Below are 17,851 nucleotides of genomic sequence, written 5' to 3'. Positions count from 1 at the left end.
CTGGCTGGATGGGCTTGGAATTGAGGGGCGTGATAGCGCGGCCCGCGCGCCCCGGCAAGCGAGGCGCGCGCCGAAGCGATCAGTAGAGACCGCCCGAGGACAGCGTGCCGAAGCTCGCCTTGGGGCCCACCGTGGCGGTGTTGCCGGTCGAGGTGGTGACCTTCTTGGCCGGCTTGTTGCCGCCGGCCTCCTCGTAGAGCGGCAGGTCGCCCGACATCTCGAAGCCGCCGTCGAAGGCCACGCCGAAGAGCGGCTCCTCGCCCATCCGGAAGCACTCCGAGATCACGTTGTCGCCCGCGGCGCCGTCGGGCAGCCGGGCACCCGAGAAGCGGTCGATCTTGATGAACTGGCATTCGTCCGGAACCGGGAACTCGGTGCCGCCGAAGCGCTCGATGGCGCTGCGCATGAAGCTTTCGAAGACCGGGCCGCAGATACCGCCACCGGAAGCCCCCGAGCCCAGCGAGCGCGGGTTGTCGTAGCCGATGTAGCAGCCCGCCACGATGTTCGAGGAGAAGCCCACGAACCAGACGTCCTTGGCGTCGTTGGTGGTGCCGGTCTTGCCGGCGATCGGCACCGGCAGGTTGACGCCGCGCGCCGTGCCGCGCTTGACCACCCCCTCCATCATCGAGGTGAGCTGGTAGGCGGTGACCGCGTTCATGATCCGCTCGCGGTTCGACTGGATGGTTGGCGCGGCGCCGGCCGGCAGCTCGGGCAGCGAGCAGTCGACGCAGTTGCGCTGGTCATGGCGATACAGCGTGTTGCCGTAACGGTCCTGCACCCGGTCGACCAGCGTCGGCTCCACCCGCTCGCCGCCATTGGCGAACATGGCGTAGGCCGCGACCATCTTGAACAGCGTCGTCTCCTGCGCGCCCAGCGCGTTCGACAGATAGGGGCCGAGATCGTCGTAGACGCCGAAGCGCTCGCCGTAATCGGCGACGGTATCCATGCCGACCTCCTGCGCGAGCCGGATCGTCATGATGTTGCGCGACTGCTCGATGCCGGTGCGGAGCGGGGTCGGGCCGTAGAACTTGTTGGAGGCGTTCTGCGGCCGCCACATGCCCTGCGGCGTGTTGATCTCGATCGGGGCGTCGACGATGATCGTCGCCGGGGTGTAGCCGCTGTCGAGCGCGGCCGCGTAGACGAAGGGCTTGAAGGAGGAGCCGGGCTGGCGCATCGCCTGGGTGGCGCGGTTGAACACGCTGTCCTGGTAGGAGAAGCCGCCCTGCATCGCCAGCACCCGGCCGGTGTTGACGTCCATCGCCATGAAGGCGCCCTGCACGCGCGGCGTCTGGCGCAGCGTCCAGCGGATGAAGCTGCCGTCGTCGTCGGAAACCATCCGGCGCACCAGCACCACGTCGCCGCGCTCGAAATTTTCGGCGAAGCTGCCCTTGATCCAGGAGATGTCGTCGCGCGGCACGACATGCGGCTCGGAGCCGTCATCGGCCAGCCCCTCGATGCCGAGGCGCATCTCGCTCTCGCCCACTTCCATCACCACGGCCGGCAGCCAGGGGCTCTCGAGCGTCACGTCACGGGGCACGTCGACCTCCGACAGCGCGGTGCGCCAGGCGATCTCGTCATCCAGCGTCTCGACCGGGATCGACTCGCCGGTGCCGCGCCAGCGGCCCAGCCCGCGGTCATACTGCTCGAGCGCGCGCTGCAGCGCATGCGCCGCCTCGATCTGCAGCTCGCCATCCAGCGTGGCGCGGATCGAGAGGCCGCCGCCGAAGAACTCGTCCTCGCCGAATTCGGCCGAAAGCTGGCGGCGCACCTCGTCGGTGAAGTAGTCGCGCGGCGGCAGGGCGGCGCGGAAGCTCTCGATGTCGCCCGACTGCACGGTGTTGAGCGGCAGGCCACGCCCCTCGCGATAGGCGGCCTCGTCGATATAGCCGTCCTCGTACATCCGGCGCAGCACGTAGTTGCGGCGGTTCACCGCGTCCGAATACTGCCGCACCGGGTGCAGGTTGCCGGGCCGCTGCGCCAGCGCCGCGAGATAGGCGGCCTCGCCCGGCTCGAGCTGCGCGAGCGGCTTGTTGAAATAAGTCTGCGCCGCGGCGGTGACGCCATAGGAGTTCTGACCGAGGAAGATCTCATTGAGATAGAGCTCGAGAATCCGCTCCTTGGGCATCGCGCCCTCGATCCGGACCGCGAGGATCAGTTCCTTGATCTTGCGCTCGAGGGTGCGCGAGCCGTCGAGCAGGAAGTTCTTCATCACCTGCTGCGTAATCGTCGAGGCGCCGCGGATGTCCTCGCCGCGCGAGCGCACAGCCTCGACCCCGGCGGCAACGATGCCCTTCACGTCGAATCCGGAGTGGACGTAGAAATTCTGGTCCTCGGCCGAGACGAAGGCGTGCTTGACCAGGTCCGGGATTTCCTCGGCGGGGGTGAAGAGACGCCGCTCGGTAGCGAACTCGTCGAGGATGTGCCCCTCGCCGTCATAGACCCGGCTGATCGTCGGCGGCGTGTACTGCGCCAGCGTCTCGTAGCTCGGCAGGTCGCGTCCGTAGACGTAGAAGATCGCGCCGAGCGTCAGCGCGCCCATGGCGAAGCCGAGGGTCAGCATCGAAAAGATGCCGCCGAGAAAGGACATGATGAAGCGCAGCACAGGGTTCTCCGGGAGGAATGTTCCGGCTTATAGGCAAGCGCCCGCTCCGGGTCAAAAGCGCAGGGCTTGAAATCGGCGGCAAAACGCCCGAAAGCGGGGTCACGCTTTGGCGAGGGGATTGCGCTCGCGCCAGCTCGAACCCAAAAGGGTGCACATGATGGCCACCGAAACCACACCGTCCCGCCGCGCCACGCCCGACGACGTGATCGCCACCTATGAACAGGTCGGGCCCGACTGGGCCAAGTCGCGCGACCGCCGCCTGATCGAGCGTCGCTGGGTCGACCGGATGCTGGCTGCCGCGCCGCGCAATGGCGGCCGGCGCCGGGTGCTTGACCTCGGCTGCGGCTCCGGCGCGCCGATCGCCCAGTACATCGCCGATCGCGGTGCGGAGGTGACCGGCGTCGACGCGTCGCGGGTGATGCTGGGCATGTTCCAGAGGAACCTGCCGCGCGCCCGTGCCTTCCACCACGACATGCGCGGGTTGCGCCTGTCCGAGAAGTTCGACGCGATCCTCGCCTGGGACAGCTTCTTTCACCTGTCCGGCCCCGATCAGCAGGCGATGTTCCCGGTCTTTGCCGAGCACGCGGCGCCGGGCTGCGCGCTGATGTTCACCTCCGGCCCCTCGGCCGGCACGGCGATCGGCGACGTGGCGGGCAAGCCGATCTTCCACGAAAGCCTCAGCCCCAAGACCTACAAGGGTCTGCTGGAGATGCACGGCTTCAAGCCGCTGGCCTTCATCCCCGAGGATCCCGATTGCGGCATGCATTCGGTCTGGCTCGCCCGCTTCGACGGCCTGCCGCGCGAGGAAGGTCCGAAGCCCGCCAAGAAGGGCTGACGGCCCACGCCCACAGCTTCGAGGACGGCCCGCGCCACGGCGCGGGCCGTTCGCGTTTCAGCGACGCCTGAGCGGCGCGCGCGCTGCTTCTTCGGCGGCCCAGGCGGACAGACCCGAGACCAGCCCGGCGACGATGCGCGCCCGGCTGGTAGGATTCGTCAGCCGGGCGCGGTCACCCGCATTCGACAGGAAGCCCACCTCGACCAGCACCGAGGGGAAATCGGCGGCGTTGAGCACGGCGAGCGGGGCGCTGCGGCGCGGCCGCGAGTTGAGATGCGCCCCCGCCGTCTCCAGCGCCGCGACCAGCGCCTGCGCCAGCCGCTCGCTCTGCGGTGCGGTGTCGAGCCGGGCTAGATCCATCAGCGCGGTGGCGACCCGGTCGTCCTGCCGGCTGAGATCGACGCCGCCCAGCAGGTCGCCCCGCTGGTGACGCTCGACCATGCGCGAGGAGGCGCGGTCCAGCGCTTCGGCCGAGAGCGTGTAGACCGAGCCGCCCGAGGCTTCGTCCTCCTCCAGCGCGTCGGCATGCAGCGACAACAGCAGATCGGCCCCCGCCGCCCGCGCGATGGTCATCCGCTCGGTGAGCGGCACGAAGGCGTCGGCGTCGCGGGTCAGCACGGCCCGCATCGTCCCGGTGCGGTTGATCGCATCGGCGGTTTCGCGCGCCAGCCGCAGCATCAGCTCGGCCTCCACCAGCCCCTCGCGCATCGCGCCCGGATCGACGCCACCATGGCCGGCATCGATCGCCACGACGAGGGGTCCGGGCGCTTCGGCCACGGGCGGCGGCAGCGCGGTCCCGGCCGGGTCCTGGGCGCGGGCGGTGGCGGCGAAATCGGCCTCGCTGACCGGCGAGAGGATCACGGTGAGCCGTGCCCCCTGCCCCTCCACCCGCATCCCGGCGCTGTCGACGCTCATCGGTGCCGCGAGGTCGAGTACGAGGCGCGACCAGCCCGGCCGCGCCTGCCCGAGCCGGACCGGACCGGCATTGTCGGCCGAGAGCAGCGCCGCCGGATCGGCCCCGGCCCAGTCCACCTCCGAGAAGTCGAGGACGAGACGGCGCGGCGCATCCAGCGTGAAGACCCGCCACGGCACGGCCTGGCTCAGCGCCAGCTCGATCTCGACCCCGCCGCCGCGCCGGTCGATCACCGCGCTCTCATCGGCGTCGAGCCGAGCGAGGCCGGTGAACTCCTGCGCCGCGAGTGGCCCGGCCATCAGCAGCGCCAAACCGATTGGCTTCACCGTCCGGGCGATGCGGCGACGCAGACGCCTCACGCGGCGCCTGCCCCGGCATGGCCCCGCGCCGCCATGAAGCGGGCGAGGCGCGCCAGCCCCTCCTCGATGTCGGCGGTGGCGCGGGCATAGGAGAAGCGGATCCAGCGATGTCCGTCGCGCGGATCGAAATCGAGCCCGGGCGTCACCGCGACATTCGCCTCATCGAGGATCTCGGCCGCGAAGGCGCGGCTGTCATCGGTGAAGTCCGAGACGTCGGCATAGACGTAGAAGGCGCCGTCGGGCGGCGCGAAGCGGGTGAAGCCCGCCTTGGGCAGGCCGTCGAGCATCAGCGCGCGGTTGGCGGCATAGACGGCGGCGTTCGCCTCCAGCTCTTCGGTGCAGTCCATCGCGTGCAGCGCCAGCCGCTGGGAGGCGTGCGAGGTGCAGATGAACATGTTCTGGGCGATCCGCTCGATGCCGCGCACATGCTCGGGCGGCACGATCAGCCAGCCCGCCCGCCAGCCGGTCATCGAGAAATACTTGGAGAAGGAGCCGATCACATGCGCCTCGTCGGTGACTTCCAGCACCGAGGTGCCGCGCCCGCCGATGCCGTGATAGATCTCGTCGGAGATCAGCGCGGCCTCGCCTTCGGCGCAGGCCCCCGCCAGCGCCTCGAGCCCGGCCCGATCAAGCATCGTGCCCGCCGGGTTGGAGGGCGAGGCCAGCACCAGCCCGTCGAGCACATGGGCTGCGATGTCACCGGGCACCGGCTGCATCCGGCTCTCCAGCGTGGTCGGGATGTCGATCGGCGCCATGTCGAGCGCCTTGAGGATCTGCCGGTAGGAGGGGTAGCATGGTGCCCCCAGTCCCACTCGCGCCCCGGTGTCGAAAAGCTGCGTGAAGCTGAGCAGGAACGCCCCGGAGGCGCCGGAGGTCACCACCACCCGCGCCGGGTCGAGATCGACATCGTACCACTCGCCGTAATGGCGCGCGATTCGCGCCCGCAGCTCCGGCAGGCCGAGCGCCACGGTATAGCCCATCGGCCCCGCCGCCATGTCGCGGGCCAGCCGCTCCACCGCCTCGCGCGGGGCGCCGGTGCCGGGCTGGCCGACCTCCATATGGATGACGTGGCGGCCCGCCTCCTCGGCCTGCCGCGCCGCCTCCATCACGTCCATCACGATAAAGGGATCGACCTGTCCGCGCCTTGAGTTCCGCATGATCCGCTCCGTATGGTTCGGCCGGGTTGTGCCAACCGCCCGCCCCCGCCGTCAATGCCCCCGATCACGGGTCCGCGCTTGGCAGCGCTGCGGCGATATGGTCTGCACCATCCCGACCCTGAGGAGAGGAAAGACCATGTTGCGCCAGACCCTTCGCGCCCTGCCCGTCACGCTGGCACTCGCCGCCCCCGCCGCCGCGACCGATCTCGAGACGCTGAGCGATGCCGAGCGTGATGCCTTCCGCGAGGAAGTGCGCGCCTATCTGCTCGAGAACCCCGAGGTGCTGATGGAGGCGATCGCCGTGCTCGACCAGCGCCAGGCCGAGGCCGCCGCGCAGGGCGACAGCGCGATGATCGCGAACCACGCCAAGGCGCTGTTCGAGAGCGAAGGCGACTGGGTCGGCGGCAACCCCGATGGCGACATCACCGTGGTCGAGTTCATGGACTACAAATGCGGCTATTGCCGCCGCGCCTTTCCCGAAGTCGAGGAGCTGGTCGAGAGCGACGGCAACATCCGCTACATCCTCAAGGAATTCCCGATCCTCGGCGAACAGTCTGTGATGGCGTCGCGCTTCGCCCTCGCGGCCCGGGCTGAGCTGGGCGACGAGGCCTACAAGCAGGCGCATAACGCGCTGATGACCATGCGGGGCGACGTGTCCGAGAAGTCCCTGACCGCGCTGGCCGAGAGCCTTGGCTCGGATTGGGAGACACTGAACGCCGCGATGGAGGCGCCCGAGATCGACCAGATCATCGCCGGCAACCACCAGCTGGCGCAGGCGATGCAGATCTCCGGCACGCCGAGCTTCGTGATGGGCGACGAGATGCTGCGCGGCTACGTGCCGCTGGCGCAGATGCGCGAGATCGTGGCCGGTCAGCGCAGCGAGTGAGCGCGCCCCATTTCCGAAAGGCCGATCGAGGCGATGTCGCCTCGATCGCAGCGCTGCTGGCCGAGGACGATCTGGGCCAGCACCGCGAGGGTGCACCGCTCCAGAGCTATCTCGATGCCTTCGACCGCATGAGCGCACAGCCGGGCAACATTGTCGTTGTCGGAGTGGTCGGTGACGACGTCGTCGCGTGCTACCAGCTCACCTTGATCGAGGGCCTGTCTCGTGGCGGCGCACGGCGTGCGCAGATCGAAGCGGTGCGGGTGGCAGCGAGCCAGCGTGGTGCCGGGATCGGTCGCCTCGCGCTGCAGGACGCCGAAACGCGGGCGCGCGCCGCAGGATGTAGGCTGATGCAGCTGACCTCCGACCGATCCCGCGAAGCGGCACATCGCTTCTACGAGAGCTTGGGCTTTGAGGCGACGCATCTCGGGTTCAAGCGGACCCTATAGGCTTAGGGTATGCAAAGAGGGCGGCCCGTCGGGCCGCCCTCTCATTCATCAACAAGTCCGGTTTAGCGGACGATGTGGACGATCCGACGCTCCTCGGGCTCGACCAGCACCGGGGTGCCGTTGAGATAGAGATAGCTGTACTCGGCGTCCGGGATGGCGGTCAGCTCGACTTCGCCCGGCACCGTGGCCCCGACCACGACTTCACCGCCGAGAATGACCGGCTCGACCGGGTTCTCACGCACATAGGTGATGGTCTGCTCGTCCGGCGTGGCCGAATCGCCCAGTGCGGCGCCAACCACGGCTGCGCCGAGGATGCCGATCGGGCCGGCGGCCAGGGCAGCGGCACCGGCAGCGGCGGTCGCGGCACCGGCAGCGGTCGCGGCGGCGTTGTTGGCCGCGTTGTCATAGGTCACGGTCTCGACCTCGAGCTCGGCGCGGTTCTCATAGAGCACGACCGGCTCGGGCGCCTCGGCCATCTTCACGGTGAGATAGTCGCCATAGGCCCAGCCGGTGGTGCCGTTCAGCGTCACCTTGCACCAGTTGGCGCTCTCGAGGCAGCCATCGACCATCACCTCGCCATCGGCAGGGATCACGTCGATGATCTCCATGTCCGGGCCGGGGCCTGCGCGCAGGTTCAGCTCGGTCGCGGCATGCGCGGTGGTGCCCGCCTGCGCGGTCTCGGCGCTGGCGGTGGTCTCGGTCGACGTCTCCGTGGTCGCGGTCTGGGCGAAGGCCGGCATCGCGGCCACGAGGGCGGCGGCGGTCGTCATCAGAAGCGATTGCTTGGTCATGTCAGTTCCATTCTCTATGAACACCGATCTTCCGACCGGCGATTGCACAAAGAACGCGCAGAAGGGCCTGAGAGGTCCGCCGGGGATCAGAAAATTCTCCCTGATAACAGCGGTTTCCCGCCGATCCCCCGGCAAGTTCCGACCGATGACGCGAGGGTCACTCCGCCGCTTCGGTCGCCGGCGTTTCGCGCGCCTCGATCTCGGCCGCCTTGGCCTCGACCTGCTCGACGATATGGTCGACCATCTGCTCGTTCGACATGCGATGGCTCTGCTTGCCGGCGAGATAGACCATGCCGTTTCCGGCCCCGCCGCCGGTGAACCCGACATCGGTCATCAGCGCCTCGCCGGGGCCGTTGACGACGCAGCCGATGATCGACAGCGACATTGGCGTCTTGATGTGTTCCAGCCGCTTTTCGAGGATCTCGACGGTCTTGATCACGTCGAAGCCCTGGCGCGCGCAGGACGGGCAGGAGATGATGTTGACGCCGCGATGGCGCAGGCCAAGGGATTTCAGGATCTCGAAGCCGACCTTCACCTCCTCGACCGGATCGGCCGAGAGGCTGACGCGGATGGTGTCGCCGATCCCCATCCACAGGAGGTTGCCCATGCCGATCGCGGATTTGATCGTTCCCGACATCAGCCCGCCCGCCTCGGTGATGCCGAGATGGATCGGCGCGTCGGTCGCATCAGCCAGCTGCTGATAGGCGGCAGCGGCGAGGAACACGTCGGACGCCTTCACCGAGATCTTGAACTCGTGGAAGTCGTGATCCTGCAAGAGCTTGATGTGATCGAGCCCGCTCTCGACCATCGCATCGGGGCACGGCTCGCCGTATTTCTCGAGCAGGTGCCGCTCCAGAGAGCCGGCATTGACGCCGATCCGGATCGAGCAGCCATGATCCTTGGCGGCGCGCACCACCTCGGCCACCCGCTTGGCGTCGCCGATATTGCCGGGATTGATCCGCAGGCAGGCCGCGCCCGCCTCGGCTGCCTCGATGGCGCGTTTGTAGTGGAAATGGATGTCGGCGACGATCGGCACCGGGCTTTCCCGCGTGATCTCGCGCAGCGCCCGCGTGCTGTCCTCGTCGGGGGTCGACACGCGCACGATGTCGGCGCCGGCATCGGCGGCACGGATCACCTGATCGAGCGTGCCGCGCACATCGGTGGTGTCGGTGTTGGTCATGGTCTGCACCGAGATCGGCGCGTCGCCGCCCACGGGCACGCGCCCGACCATGATCTGGCGGGACTTGCGACGCTGGATCTCGCGCCAGGGGCGGACGGCGTGAAGGGACATGTCTAACCTCTCGCGGATCAGGGCCGCGAGGCGGAGAACCGGCGCGGCGTCATTCGGTGGATGCGGCCTCGGCGACCCGGACGAACTCGGCCAGGTCGGAGTCGCGCTCCAGGTCGGCAACCTGATAGCTGGCGGTCAGATTGTCCACCGACAAGGCGAGGTTCGAGGTCACGGTGCCGGGATCGCCGGCCGGGCCGTAATGCTGGCCGTTGACGGCGAAATAGACGGCACCGGACTCGCCGACGCGCAAGGTCGGCGCCTGCTCGAGCGACGGCACCTGCCATTCGTCACCGGCATTCATGATGCCTTCATACAGCGTCGAGCCATCGGCGGATTTCACGCGCACCCAGGCCGGGCGCACGGCCACCATGGTGACACCCGGTGCCGGCGGTTCTGTCACGCGAACGACCGGCTCCCCGGTCGGGGTGTCGGCCCCGGCCTCGAGCAGGGCGAGCTCGATATCGGGCAAGGTGATCTCGGGCGTCTCTACCGGGGCGGCGTCGAGCGCCGCGAGCATCGGGCTGGTCCCCATGGAGGGCGTCGAGGTCGTTGCCGAGGCGAGCTGCGTCGAGGCGTCCTGCCCCGGGCGACGCGGCTGGGTGACCAGCGCGGCGATCGGGCCGTCGCGCGGAGTCATCACCGGCACGTCGAGCGCCTGCGGGCGATAGAGGCGGTCGAGCGCATCGGGCGCGGCGGGTGCCAGCGCCGCCAGCTCGGCCGCATCGCTGCCCGCGGCTTCGACCCGGCCACCGCCGGCCAGCGGATCAACCTGCGCCATGATCGCGGGGGTCTGCTCTACGGGGGCAAGACGGACCTTCTGGACCTCCTGTAGGATCGACCAGCCGCCATAGCCGAGCCCGCCCATCAGCACGAGCAGTACCGCCACGGAGCCCAGGGCGCGCGGCTCGAAGCCCGCGAGGATACGCTCGGCGGGCGGCAGGAAGGGGGTAGCCGACTCGGAGAAGATGTCCTTGCCGAGGCTGGTGCTCTGCGGCTTGGTGCTGCGCGGCCGGACCGTGGAGGCCGCTGCCGACATGCCATGCGCCGTGGTGAAGCCGGATTCGCGGCAGAACGTCTCGTAGGCGGTGTCCGGATCCATGCCGAGATAGCGGGCATAAGAGCGCACATAGCCAGCGATGAAGCCCGGCGTATCGAAGGCGGTGGGATCGGAATTCTCGATCGCGGCGATATAGGCGGCCTTGATCTTCAGCTCGCGCTGCACGTCCAGCAGGCTCTTGCCCATGGTCGCGCGCTCACCACGCATCAGGTCGCCCAACCGCAGTTCAAAAGCGTCGAAGCCCTTGGCCTCGACCTCCTGCGCTGCGCTTGCGCGCATGAAGCTCCGCCCGATCATATCGGTGTTCCCGTCTCTGCCCGCCCCCGGTAACCTCCGGGGCTATGTTTTCATAACTCCCGAAAGGTCTTGAGGTTCATTCTAGCATGAGCAGAGCCGCCCCGCACGGGGGTAAGTGGTCAACCGGCCAATTCGGCGCGATTCAGCGCACAATGCGACCAAAGCGCATCCAATGCGCGCACGAGCGCGTCCATTTCGCCCGGACCGTGCAGCGGAGAAGGCGTGAAACGCAGCCGTTCCGTGCCGCGCGGCACTGTCGGAAAGTTGATCGGCTGCACGTAGATGCCGTGATCGGCAAGGAGCATGTCCGAGATCAGCTTGGTGTGGATCGGATCGCCGACGATCAGCGGCACGATGTGGCTGCCGTGATCGATAATCGGCAGCCCGAGGCCCCGCAGCCGGGTCTTGAGGATCGCCGCTTGGGTCTGATGCCGCTCGCGCAGCGCATTGTCGGTCTTGAGATGCGCGACACTGGCAGCCGCCCCGGCAGCCACGGCGGGCGGCAGCGAAGTGGTGAAGATGAAGCCCGGCGCGTAGGAGCGCACCGCGTCCACCATCTTGGCCGAAGCCGCGACATAGCCACCCAGCACGCCGTAAGCCTTGCCCAGCGTGCCGTTGATCATGTCGACCCGGTGGGCGAGACCGTCGCGCTCCGAGACGCCGCCGCCGCGCGGACCGTACATGCCGACCGCATGCACCTCGTCGAGATAGGTCAGCGCGCCGAATTCCTCGGCGAGATCGCACAGCTCGCCGATGGGGCCGAAATCGCCATCCATCGAATAGACGCTCTCGAAGGCGATCAGCTTCGGCGCGGCCGGATCGTCGGCCTCCAACAACTCGCGCAGATGCGCCAGATCGTTGTGGCGGAAGATCCGCTTGGCGCCGCCATTGCGGCGGATGCCTTCGATCATGCTCGCGTGGTTGAGCTCGTCGGAATAGATGATCAGCCCAGGAAACAGCCGCGGCAGGGTCGACAGCGTGGCGTCGTTGGCGATGTAGGCAGAGGTGAACAGCAGCGCCGCTTCCTTGCCATGCAGATCGGCTAGCTCCGCCTCGAGCCGCTTGTGATAAACCGTCGTGCCCGAGATGTTGCGGGTGCCGCCGGAGCCGGCGCCGACCGCGTCGATCGCCTCGTGCATCGCCGCCAAGACGGCCGGATGCTGGCCCATGCCGAGATAGTCGTTGCCGCACCACACCGTCACCGGTGCCTCGCTGCCATCCGGCCGGTGCCAGGTGGCGTGCGGGAACTGTCCCTTGCGGCGGGCGATGTCGATGAAGGTCCGGTAACGTCCCTCGGCGTGCAGCCTTCCGATCGCGGCGTCTAGCCCTGCTTCGTAATCCACGGGCATGGTTCCCCTTTTCGTCTGGCGGGGCGGTTCACCCCGGCGCTGGCCGTCCGGCTCCATATAAGTGGTCGAACGGCCGAGCAATACGCTACAATTTGCCACCCCCCGGAGGACTGGATCGACGCATGACTCAATTTCGCCGCAATGCTGGACAGCGGTCAAGGGCGGGGTCAGGGTCTAGTGGATTATAACAGGAGCCCCCATGACACTCGACCCCGTTCTCGCACGCATCGACGCCGACCTCGACGCCGCGACCGCACGGCTCATGGATCTTCTGCGGATTCCCTCCATCTCAACCGATCCGGCGCATCGGGCGGAGTGCCGCGCCGCCGCCGAGTGGCTGGTCGATGACCTTCGCTCGATCGGCTTTGCCGACGCGGCGCTGCGCGACACGCCCGGCCATCCGATGGTCACCGGCGGCATGGGCGATGGCGGGCCGCATCTGCTGTTCTACGGCCATTACGACGTGCAGCCCGCCGATCCGCTCGAGCTGTGGAAGACCCCGCCTTTCGAGCCCTCGATCGAGGACACGCCCGCGGGCCGGGTGATCCGTGGCCGCGGCGCCTCCGACGACAAGGGCCAGTTGATGACCTTCGTCGAGGCCTGCCGCGCCTGGGTGGCGGTGCATGGCAAGCTTCCGGCCCGCGTCTCAATCCTGTTCGAGGGCGAGGAGGAGTCCGGCTCGCCCTCACTGGTGCCGTTCCTGCGCGAGAACGCCGCCGAGCTGAAGGCGGATCTCGCTTTGATCTGCGACACCGGGCTGTTCGACCGCGACACCCCCGCGATCACCACCATGCTGCGCGGCCTCGTGGGCGAGGAGGTGGTGATCACCGGCCCCGACCGCGACCTGCACTCGGGCGCCTATGGCGGCCCCGCTGTCAACCCGATCAAGGTGCTGTCGCGGATCATCGCGGCGCTGCATGACGATCATGGCCGTGTCACCCTGCCCGGCTTCTATGACGGCGTGCCGGAGATCACCCCGGAGCTGCGCGCGCAGTGGGAGGGCCTGGGCTTCGACGCGGGTGCCTTCCTGGGGGGCGTCGGCCTGTCGCACCCGGCCGGCGAGGCCGACCGTACCGCGCTCGAGATGATCTGGGCGCGGCCGACCTGCGAGATCAACGGCATCGCCGGCGGCTATGCGGGCGCAGGCTTCAAGACGGTGCTGCCGTCGAAGGCCAGCGCCAAGATCAGCTTCCGCCTCGTGGGGCAGCAGAACCCTGAGGCGATCCGGGACGCGTTCCGCGCCCATGTCCGCGCCATGCTGCCGCCCGACTGCAAGGTCGAGTTCCACGGCCATGGCGCGGCGCCTGCCAGCGTCATGGCGACCGACGACCCGGCCTTCGAGACGGCGCGACAGGCGCTGAGCGCCGAATGGCCCCAGCCCGCTGCCTTCGTGGGAGCCGGCGGCTCGATCCCGATCGCGGGATACTTCAAATCGGAGCTCGGCATGGATTCGATGCTGGTGGGCTTTGCCAATGACGACGACCTGATCCACAGCCCGAACGAGAAATACGACTTGCGTAGCTTCCACAAGGGCATCCGCAGCTGGGCGCGAATCCTCGCCGCCCTGGCCGAAAAGGGCTGAGCGCGAGAGGACAGGACCGGCACGCGTGGCGGCTTGCCGGTCGCCATGCGTATTTGGAGAATGGTGAAGGGAAGACGCGCGCCCGTGTTTCACCATTCCGAAAATACGCAAACCCGCCGGTAGCGGCTCGCGCCACGTTCGGCAGGGAAGACAGGGCCGAAACGCATACGGCCCCGCGCTCGACGGAGCGACGGGGCCGTGATGGCATTTTGTGGCGCGGTTGACGGGGCTCGAACCCGCGACCCCCGGCGTGACAGGCCGGTACTCTAACCAACTGAGCTACAACCGCACACGGTCGGACGTTTCGAACAGACGAGAATGGCGCGGTTGACGGGGCTCGAACCCGCGACCCCCGGCGTGACAGGCCGGTACTCTAACCAACTGAGCTACAACCGCGCATCTCGTCGTCCGGCAGCGCCGAACGTGAGGCGGGTTCTAGGCAGTGCGGCGGGGGGCGTCAAGCGCCGATCGGTGCAAAATCGTTCCGAGAGCGAGATTGTCGGACTGACCTCGGGGCATCGCCCCCGCCCGCCGTGCGACGGGCTGGAGCGCGGTCAGGGCAGCGGGATATGCTCGCTCTCGCCCGGCGGTAGCCGGAACCGTCCATGGGTGAAATCGCCCGCACGCCAAGCCGCCTTGGCCGCCTCGATCCGCTCCTGCGAGGAGGCGACGAAGTTCCACCAGATATGCCGCGGCCCCGGCATGGTCGCCCCGCCCAGAAGCGCGATCCGGGCCCCGATGGGTCCAGCACGCAGCGAGATCCGGTCGCCCGGGCGGAACACCATCATCCGGCCCGCCTCGAACACCTGACCCGCCACTTCGACGCTGCCTGACAGCACATGCACGCCGCGATCCTCGTGCTCGTCCGGCAGCGGCAGCCGGGCCCCCGGCGCCAGTTCCGCATCGGCGTGGAAAAGCTCGCCCGGCGCCGCCACCGGCGAGACGGTCCCGTAAGCGTTTCCCAGCATCAGCCGCAGGCGGACGCCGCCATCCTCGATCACCGGCAGCCGCTCGGCCGCCGCGTGCTCGAAACGCGCGGGCGCGTCCTCCATCTCGTCGGGGAGCGCCAGCCAGGTCTGCAGACCGAACATCCGGCCACCTTCGGCACGCGCGCGCCCGTCGATGCGCTCGGAATGGGTGATCCCCTGGCCCGCGACCATCAGGTTCACCGCTCCCGGCGCGATCCAGCTGTCGGTGCCGAGGCTGTCGCGGTGGTGGATCTGCCCCTCGAGCAGATAGGTCACGGTCGCCAGCCCGATATGGGGGTGCGGCCGGACGTCGAAGCCTTCGCCGCGCAGGAACTCGGCCGGGCCGACCTGATCAAAGAAGATGAACGGCCCGACCATCTGGCGGCGCGGCGCGGGCAGTGCGCGGCGCACCTCGAAGCCGCCGAGATCGCGGGCGCGCGGCACGATGACGGTCTCGATCGCGTCGGGATCGACGCTGATGTCGAGCGGGTCGAAGCTGGGGATCTGGCTCATCTCGGCCTCCTGTGCTTGCAGGAGCCAACATAGCATTTCGGCGCCCGCACGGTGAGGCGCAGGATCGCAGGCATGCTGTGCGGAAGAGCATGGTGGGTGGTGAGGGGCTCGAACCCCCGACATCCTCGGTGTAAACGAGACGCTCTACCAACTGAGCTAACCACCCGCGGAGGTCGGTCTACCCCTCCCCCCGCGCCGGTGCAAGCGGGGCGCGCAGCATGTCGTGGCGTCCATGCGCGATCCGGAACACCACCCCCTGCCCGCCCGGCAGCGCCGCGAGATCGGCACGGCCGCGCCCGGTGGCGATGGTGCGCAGCACCCGCGAGGTCATGCCATGGGTGACGAGGATCGTGGGCCGGTCCAGCGCGGCCAGCAAATCGGCGCAGCGCGCCCAGAGCGCGTCGAAGCCCTCGCCGCGCGGGGCACGGGCATAGAAGTCGAGGAAATGCTCGCCCTGCGGGCCGGGCCAGCGGGCGTCGATCTCGGCGCGGGTCAGCCCCGACCAGTCGCCCATCGCGATCTCGCGCAGCCGTATGTCGATCTCGGGCGCCACGCCGAAGGCCAGCCGCGCGGTTTCGACGGCGCGGCCCTGTGGCGACGACAGCAGGCGATGCGTCACCGTCGTGACCCCGCGCCCGGCCAGCATCGCCCCCATCGCTCGGGCCTGCGCCCGGCCATACTCGGTGAGCGGCGAATCGCGGCCGCCCTGCATCCGCCGCGCGGCGTTCCATTCGGTCTCGCCATGCCGCAGCACCAGAATTTCGGGAAGGATCACGCACGCTCCTCCGGGCTGCCGGTCCAGCGCCGCGGCCCCGGACCGCGTCCGCCCAGCCGATCCTCGGCGTTGTAGAGCGGGCAGCTGTCGAGCGACAGGCAGCCGCAGCCGATGCAGTGACCCATATGGTCGCGCAGCCGGGTCATGAGTGCGATCCGCGCGTCGAGCATGTCGCGCCAGGGCGCCGCGGCCTCGGCCCAGTCGCCCGCCGTGACCGGACGGTCGCGCGGCAGCCGGTCGAGCACCTCGCGGATCTCCGCAAGTGGCACGCCCACGGTCTGGGCGACGCGGATGATCGCCACGCGGCGCAGCTCCCGCCGGTCGTAGCGGCGGTGGTTGGCGGTGTTGCGCCAGCTTCTGATCAGCCCTTCGGCTTCGTAGAAATGCAGGGTGGAGACCGGCACCCCGGCGCGGTCCGCCATCTGGCCGACGCTGAGATCGGATGGGATGGGTTTTCTCGACATGGTGCTTGACCTCAACCTTACTTGAGGAAGCAGGTTGATGGCTCCCAATCGGAATCACAAGCCCCGAGGAGCCAGATCATGTCCATCACCCTGCCCCGCCCGCATTCCCCTCTCCGTGCGCTGCGCCGTCTGGCGGCATGGTTTGCGCCCAAGCACCGCGCCCGCGATCCGCTCGACGACGCGCTGTGCGAGGAGTTGCAGTCCATGCGCCATGCGGAGCAGGTCCTGCAGCTGCGCCAGCTGCGGCTCGATCCGCATCTGGCGCGCGATGTCGGGCTGGAGCCCGATCTTGCGCCCTGCCGGCCCGTGCCGGGGCCGGGCGGCCATCTGTTCTGAGGAGGGGCGGCGCGCGAACACTGGACGTGCGCCGCCCGCGCGCCGTAGCAGGGGCCGACAGACAAGCCTCGGAGAGCGCATGACCCAGTTTCCCATCGCCGCCGCCATCAGCTCCGCCACCAAGGATGCGGCCGAGGCCGCCACGCGCGCCATACCCGCCGCCACGACGCCCCCCGACGACCGCCCACGCGTCGCGGTGATCTCGGCCTTCGCGCCGGAGATCGCACTTCTGGAAAGCGCGCTCGAAGGCGCCGAGACCCGGCGCATCGGTCCCGCGACCTACGTCACCGGTGTACTCGAAGGCCGTGAAGTGGTGCTGTTCCTGTCGGGCATCTCCATGGTGAACGCGGCGATGACCACCCAGGCCGCACTCGATCATTTCAATGTCACCGCGATCCTGTTCTCGGGAATCGCCGGCGGCGTCGACCCGAGCCTCGGAATCGGCGATGTGGTGGTGGCCGAGCGCTGGGGCCACTATCTCGAAGGCGCCTTCGCCCGCGAGACGGAGCAAGGCTACGTCCTGCCAGCCTGGATGGGCGCGCCGGTCGCCAATTACGGCATGATCCACAGCCGCGGCGTCGACGTGGTGCCGCCCGGCGGCAGCACGCCCGAGAGCCGGTTCTGGTTCGACAGCGATCCCGCGCTGCTCGAGATCGCCCGCGCGGCGGCCGAAGGCATCGAGCTGCAGCGCTGCGGCCGGGAGTCTGCACCCCCACCGCGGGTGGTCGTCGGCGGCAATGGCGTCTCGGGGCCGGTGTTCATGGACAATGCCGGGTTCCGCGACCACGCCTTCACCTGCTTCGAGGCGCGCGTGCTCGACATGGAGAGCGCCAGCGTCGCGCAGGTGGCCTATGCCAACGCCGTGCCTTTCATCGCCTTCCGGTCGCTGTCGGACCTCGCCGGCGGTGGCGACGGCGAAAACGAGATCGCGGCCTTCCTGTCGGTGGCGGCGACGAACTCGGCGCGGCTGATGCGGGCGGTGCTGGCACGACTGCCGCGGGCCCAGGCCTGAAACGCAAAAGGCGCGCCCCATCGGGCGCGCCTTCCGTATCATGGTGGGTGATAAGGGATTTGAACCCCTGACATCTTCGATGTGAACGAAGCGCTCTACCACTGAGCTAATCACCCGTTGGCGCGTCATTTAGCGATCCCCGCCGGAGGGCGCAAGCCCTCCCCGGCGGCAATTTCCAGCAAATGCGAAAAGGGCGCCCCGTGGGGCGCCCTCGACTT

At 68.8% G+C, this 17,851-nt stretch carries 16 protein-coding genes and 4 tRNA genes; 6 read left to right on the top strand and 14 right to left on the bottom strand.

Annotation, left to right across the window (positions count from 1 at the left end):
- Window positions 1–79 precede the first annotated feature (79 nt).
- On the bottom strand, window positions 80–2,602 hold the full coding sequence (locus tag FHS00_RS10530) for a PBP1A family penicillin-binding protein (protein ID WP_183472822.1): 2,523 nt from the start codon (window positions 2,600–2,602) through the stop codon (window positions 80–82).
- Window positions 2,603–2,756: 154 nt separating this feature from the next.
- Here FHS00_RS10530 and FHS00_RS10525 point away from each other — a divergent pair, with 154 nt between their 5' ends.
- Window positions 2,757–3,437 (top strand): class I SAM-dependent methyltransferase, encoded by a 681-nt coding sequence (locus FHS00_RS10525; RefSeq protein ID WP_246391251.1) that lies wholly within the window; start codon window positions 2,757–2,759, stop codon window positions 3,435–3,437.
- A 57-nt stretch (window positions 3,438–3,494) separates the two neighbouring features.
- Here the strand turns inward: FHS00_RS10525 and FHS00_RS10520 are convergent, their stop codons facing one another.
- A complete protein-coding gene (locus FHS00_RS10520) occupies window positions 3,495–4,649 on the bottom strand; it encodes an N-acetylmuramoyl-L-alanine amidase (protein ID WP_183473174.1) in 1,155 nt (384 codons plus the stop codon).
- A 56-nt stretch (window positions 4,650–4,705) separates the two neighbouring features.
- Window positions 4,706–5,866, bottom strand: a complete 1,161-nt coding sequence (locus FHS00_RS10515) for a pyridoxal phosphate-dependent aminotransferase (protein WP_183472819.1) — start codon at window positions 5,864–5,866, stop codon at window positions 4,706–4,708.
- A 136-nt stretch (window positions 5,867–6,002) separates the two neighbouring features.
- On the opposite strand from FHS00_RS10515, the gene FHS00_RS10510 reads away from it, so the two are divergent.
- Entirely contained in the window at window positions 6,003–6,752 is a 750-nt protein-coding gene (locus FHS00_RS10510; RefSeq protein WP_183472816.1) for a DsbA family protein, read from the top strand.
- The gene (locus tag FHS00_RS10505) at window positions 6,749–7,198 is read left to right on the top strand and encodes a GNAT family N-acetyltransferase (RefSeq protein ID WP_183472813.1); all 450 of its coding nucleotides are present in this window, start codon (window positions 6,749–6,751) and stop codon (window positions 7,196–7,198) included. The genes FHS00_RS10510 and FHS00_RS10505 overlap by 4 nt, the downstream gene beginning before the upstream one ends.
- Before the next feature lie 62 nt (window positions 7,199–7,260).
- On the opposite strand, the gene FHS00_RS10500 is transcribed toward FHS00_RS10505, so the two are convergent.
- The 4 genes from FHS00_RS10500 to hemA form a co-directional block, all read right to left on the bottom strand.
- A complete protein-coding gene (locus tag FHS00_RS10500) occupies window positions 7,261–7,989 on the bottom strand; it encodes a DUF1236 domain-containing protein (RefSeq protein ID WP_183472810.1) in 729 nt (242 codons plus the stop codon).
- Window positions 7,990–8,146: 157 nt separating this feature from the next.
- A complete protein-coding gene (gene ispG / locus FHS00_RS10495; RefSeq protein WP_183472807.1) occupies window positions 8,147–9,280 on the bottom strand; it encodes a flavodoxin-dependent (E)-4-hydroxy-3-methylbut-2-enyl-diphosphate synthase in 1,134 nt (377 codons plus the stop codon).
- Between the two features lie 49 nt (window positions 9,281–9,329).
- Complete coding sequence (locus FHS00_RS10490; RefSeq protein WP_183472804.1) at window positions 9,330–10,634, bottom strand: helix-turn-helix domain-containing protein; 1,305 nt, start codon at window positions 10,632–10,634, stop codon at window positions 9,330–9,332.
- 119 nt (window positions 10,635–10,753) lie between these two features.
- Window positions 10,754–11,977 carry a 5-aminolevulinate synthase gene (hemA, locus tag FHS00_RS10485; protein ID WP_183473171.1) on the bottom strand — a complete coding sequence of 408 codons (1,224 nt, stop codon included), beginning with the start codon at window positions 11,975–11,977 and terminating at the stop codon, window positions 10,754–10,756.
- Between the two features lie 205 nt (window positions 11,978–12,182).
- Here hemA and FHS00_RS10480 point away from each other — a divergent pair, with 205 nt between their 5' ends.
- The gene (locus tag FHS00_RS10480) at window positions 12,183–13,565 is read left to right on the top strand and encodes a M20/M25/M40 family metallo-hydrolase (protein ID WP_183472802.1); all 1,383 of its coding nucleotides are present in this window, start codon (window positions 12,183–12,185) and stop codon (window positions 13,563–13,565) included.
- Between the two features lie 212 nt (window positions 13,566–13,777).
- Here FHS00_RS10480 and FHS00_RS10475 read toward each other — a convergent pair.
- From FHS00_RS10475 to soxR, 6 genes are all read right to left on the bottom strand, one after another.
- Window positions 13,778–13,854: transfer RNA gene (locus FHS00_RS10475), tRNA-Asp, on the bottom strand.
- Window positions 13,855–13,884: 30 nt separating this feature from the next.
- Window positions 13,885–13,961 (bottom strand) — tRNA-Asp (locus FHS00_RS10470).
- A 158-nt stretch (window positions 13,962–14,119) separates the two neighbouring features.
- Complete coding sequence (locus FHS00_RS10465) at window positions 14,120–15,046, bottom strand: pirin family protein (RefSeq protein ID WP_183472799.1); 927 nt, start codon at window positions 15,044–15,046, stop codon at window positions 14,120–14,122.
- A gap of 90 nt (window positions 15,047–15,136) precedes the next feature.
- A tRNA-Val gene (locus tag FHS00_RS10460) sits at window positions 15,137–15,212 on the bottom strand.
- Between the two features lie 12 nt (window positions 15,213–15,224).
- Window positions 15,225–15,821: a histidine phosphatase family protein gene (locus FHS00_RS10455; protein ID WP_183472796.1), complete on the bottom strand. Its 597-nt coding sequence runs from the start codon at window positions 15,819–15,821 to the stop codon at window positions 15,225–15,227.
- On the bottom strand, window positions 15,818–16,285 hold the full coding sequence (gene soxR / locus FHS00_RS10450; RefSeq protein WP_246391248.1) for a redox-sensitive transcriptional activator SoxR: 468 nt from the start codon (window positions 16,283–16,285) through the stop codon (window positions 15,818–15,820). Before soxR ends, FHS00_RS10455 begins: the two co-directional genes overlap by 4 nt.
- A gap of 78 nt (window positions 16,286–16,363) precedes the next feature.
- Between soxR and FHS00_RS10445 the strand changes: the two genes are divergently transcribed.
- Window positions 16,364–16,621, top strand: a complete 258-nt coding sequence (locus FHS00_RS10445) for a hypothetical protein (RefSeq protein ID WP_183472793.1) — start codon at window positions 16,364–16,366, stop codon at window positions 16,619–16,621.
- Between the two features lie 79 nt (window positions 16,622–16,700).
- The gene (locus FHS00_RS10440) at window positions 16,701–17,633 is read left to right on the top strand and encodes a 5'-methylthioadenosine/S-adenosylhomocysteine nucleosidase (protein WP_183472790.1); all 933 of its coding nucleotides are present in this window, start codon (window positions 16,701–16,703) and stop codon (window positions 17,631–17,633) included.
- 41 nt (window positions 17,634–17,674) lie between these two features.
- Here the strand turns inward: FHS00_RS10440 and FHS00_RS10435 are convergent.
- Window positions 17,675–17,749: transfer RNA gene (locus FHS00_RS10435), tRNA-Val, on the bottom strand.
- Window positions 17,750–17,851 lie beyond the last annotated feature (102 nt).

The sequence above is a fragment of the Limimaricola variabilis genome (assembly GCF_014195545.1).
Taxonomy (GTDB): domain Bacteria; phylum Pseudomonadota; class Alphaproteobacteria; order Rhodobacterales; family Rhodobacteraceae; genus Limimaricola; species Limimaricola variabilis.
The sequence above is the reverse complement of the archived record's forward strand: the minus strand, read 5'-3'. Positions and strand labels throughout refer to the sequence as shown.

Excerpts from the sequence above, each read along its gene's own strand:
- FHS00_RS10525 (WP_246391251.1), top strand. The coding sequence starts at position 2,757 with ATGATGGCCACCGAAACCACACCGTCCCGCCGCGCCACGCCCGACGAC.
- FHS00_RS10520 (WP_183473174.1), bottom strand. The coding sequence starts at position 4,649 with ATGGCCGGGCCACTCGCGGCGCAGGAGTTCACCGGCCTCGCTCGGCTC.
- FHS00_RS10515 (WP_183472819.1), bottom strand. The coding sequence starts at position 5,866 with ATGCGGAACTCAAGGCGCGGACAGGTCGATCCCTTTATCGTGATGGAC.
- FHS00_RS10510 (WP_183472816.1), top strand. The coding sequence starts at position 6,003 with ATGTTGCGCCAGACCCTTCGCGCCCTGCCCGTCACGCTGGCACTCGCC.
- FHS00_RS10500 (WP_183472810.1), bottom strand. The coding sequence starts at position 7,989 with ATGACCAAGCAATCGCTTCTGATGACGACCGCCGCCGCCCTCGTGGCC.
- ispG (WP_183472807.1), bottom strand. The coding sequence starts at position 9,280 with ATGTCCCTTCACGCCGTCCGCCCCTGGCGCGAGATCCAGCGTCGCAAG.
- FHS00_RS10490 (WP_183472804.1), bottom strand. The coding sequence starts at position 10,634 with ATGATCGGGCGGAGCTTCATGCGCGCAAGCGCAGCGCAGGAGGTCGAG.
- FHS00_RS10480 (WP_183472802.1), top strand. The coding sequence starts at position 12,183 with ATGACACTCGACCCCGTTCTCGCACGCATCGACGCCGACCTCGACGCC.
- FHS00_RS10465 (WP_183472799.1), bottom strand. The coding sequence starts at position 15,046 with ATGAGCCAGATCCCCAGCTTCGACCCGCTCGACATCAGCGTCGATCCC.
- soxR (WP_246391248.1), bottom strand. The coding sequence starts at position 16,285 with ATGTCGAGAAAACCCATCCCATCCGATCTCAGCGTCGGCCAGATGGCG.
- FHS00_RS10445 (WP_183472793.1), top strand. The coding sequence starts at position 16,364 with ATGTCCATCACCCTGCCCCGCCCGCATTCCCCTCTCCGTGCGCTGCGC.
- FHS00_RS10440 (WP_183472790.1), top strand. The coding sequence starts at position 16,701 with ATGACCCAGTTTCCCATCGCCGCCGCCATCAGCTCCGCCACCAAGGAT.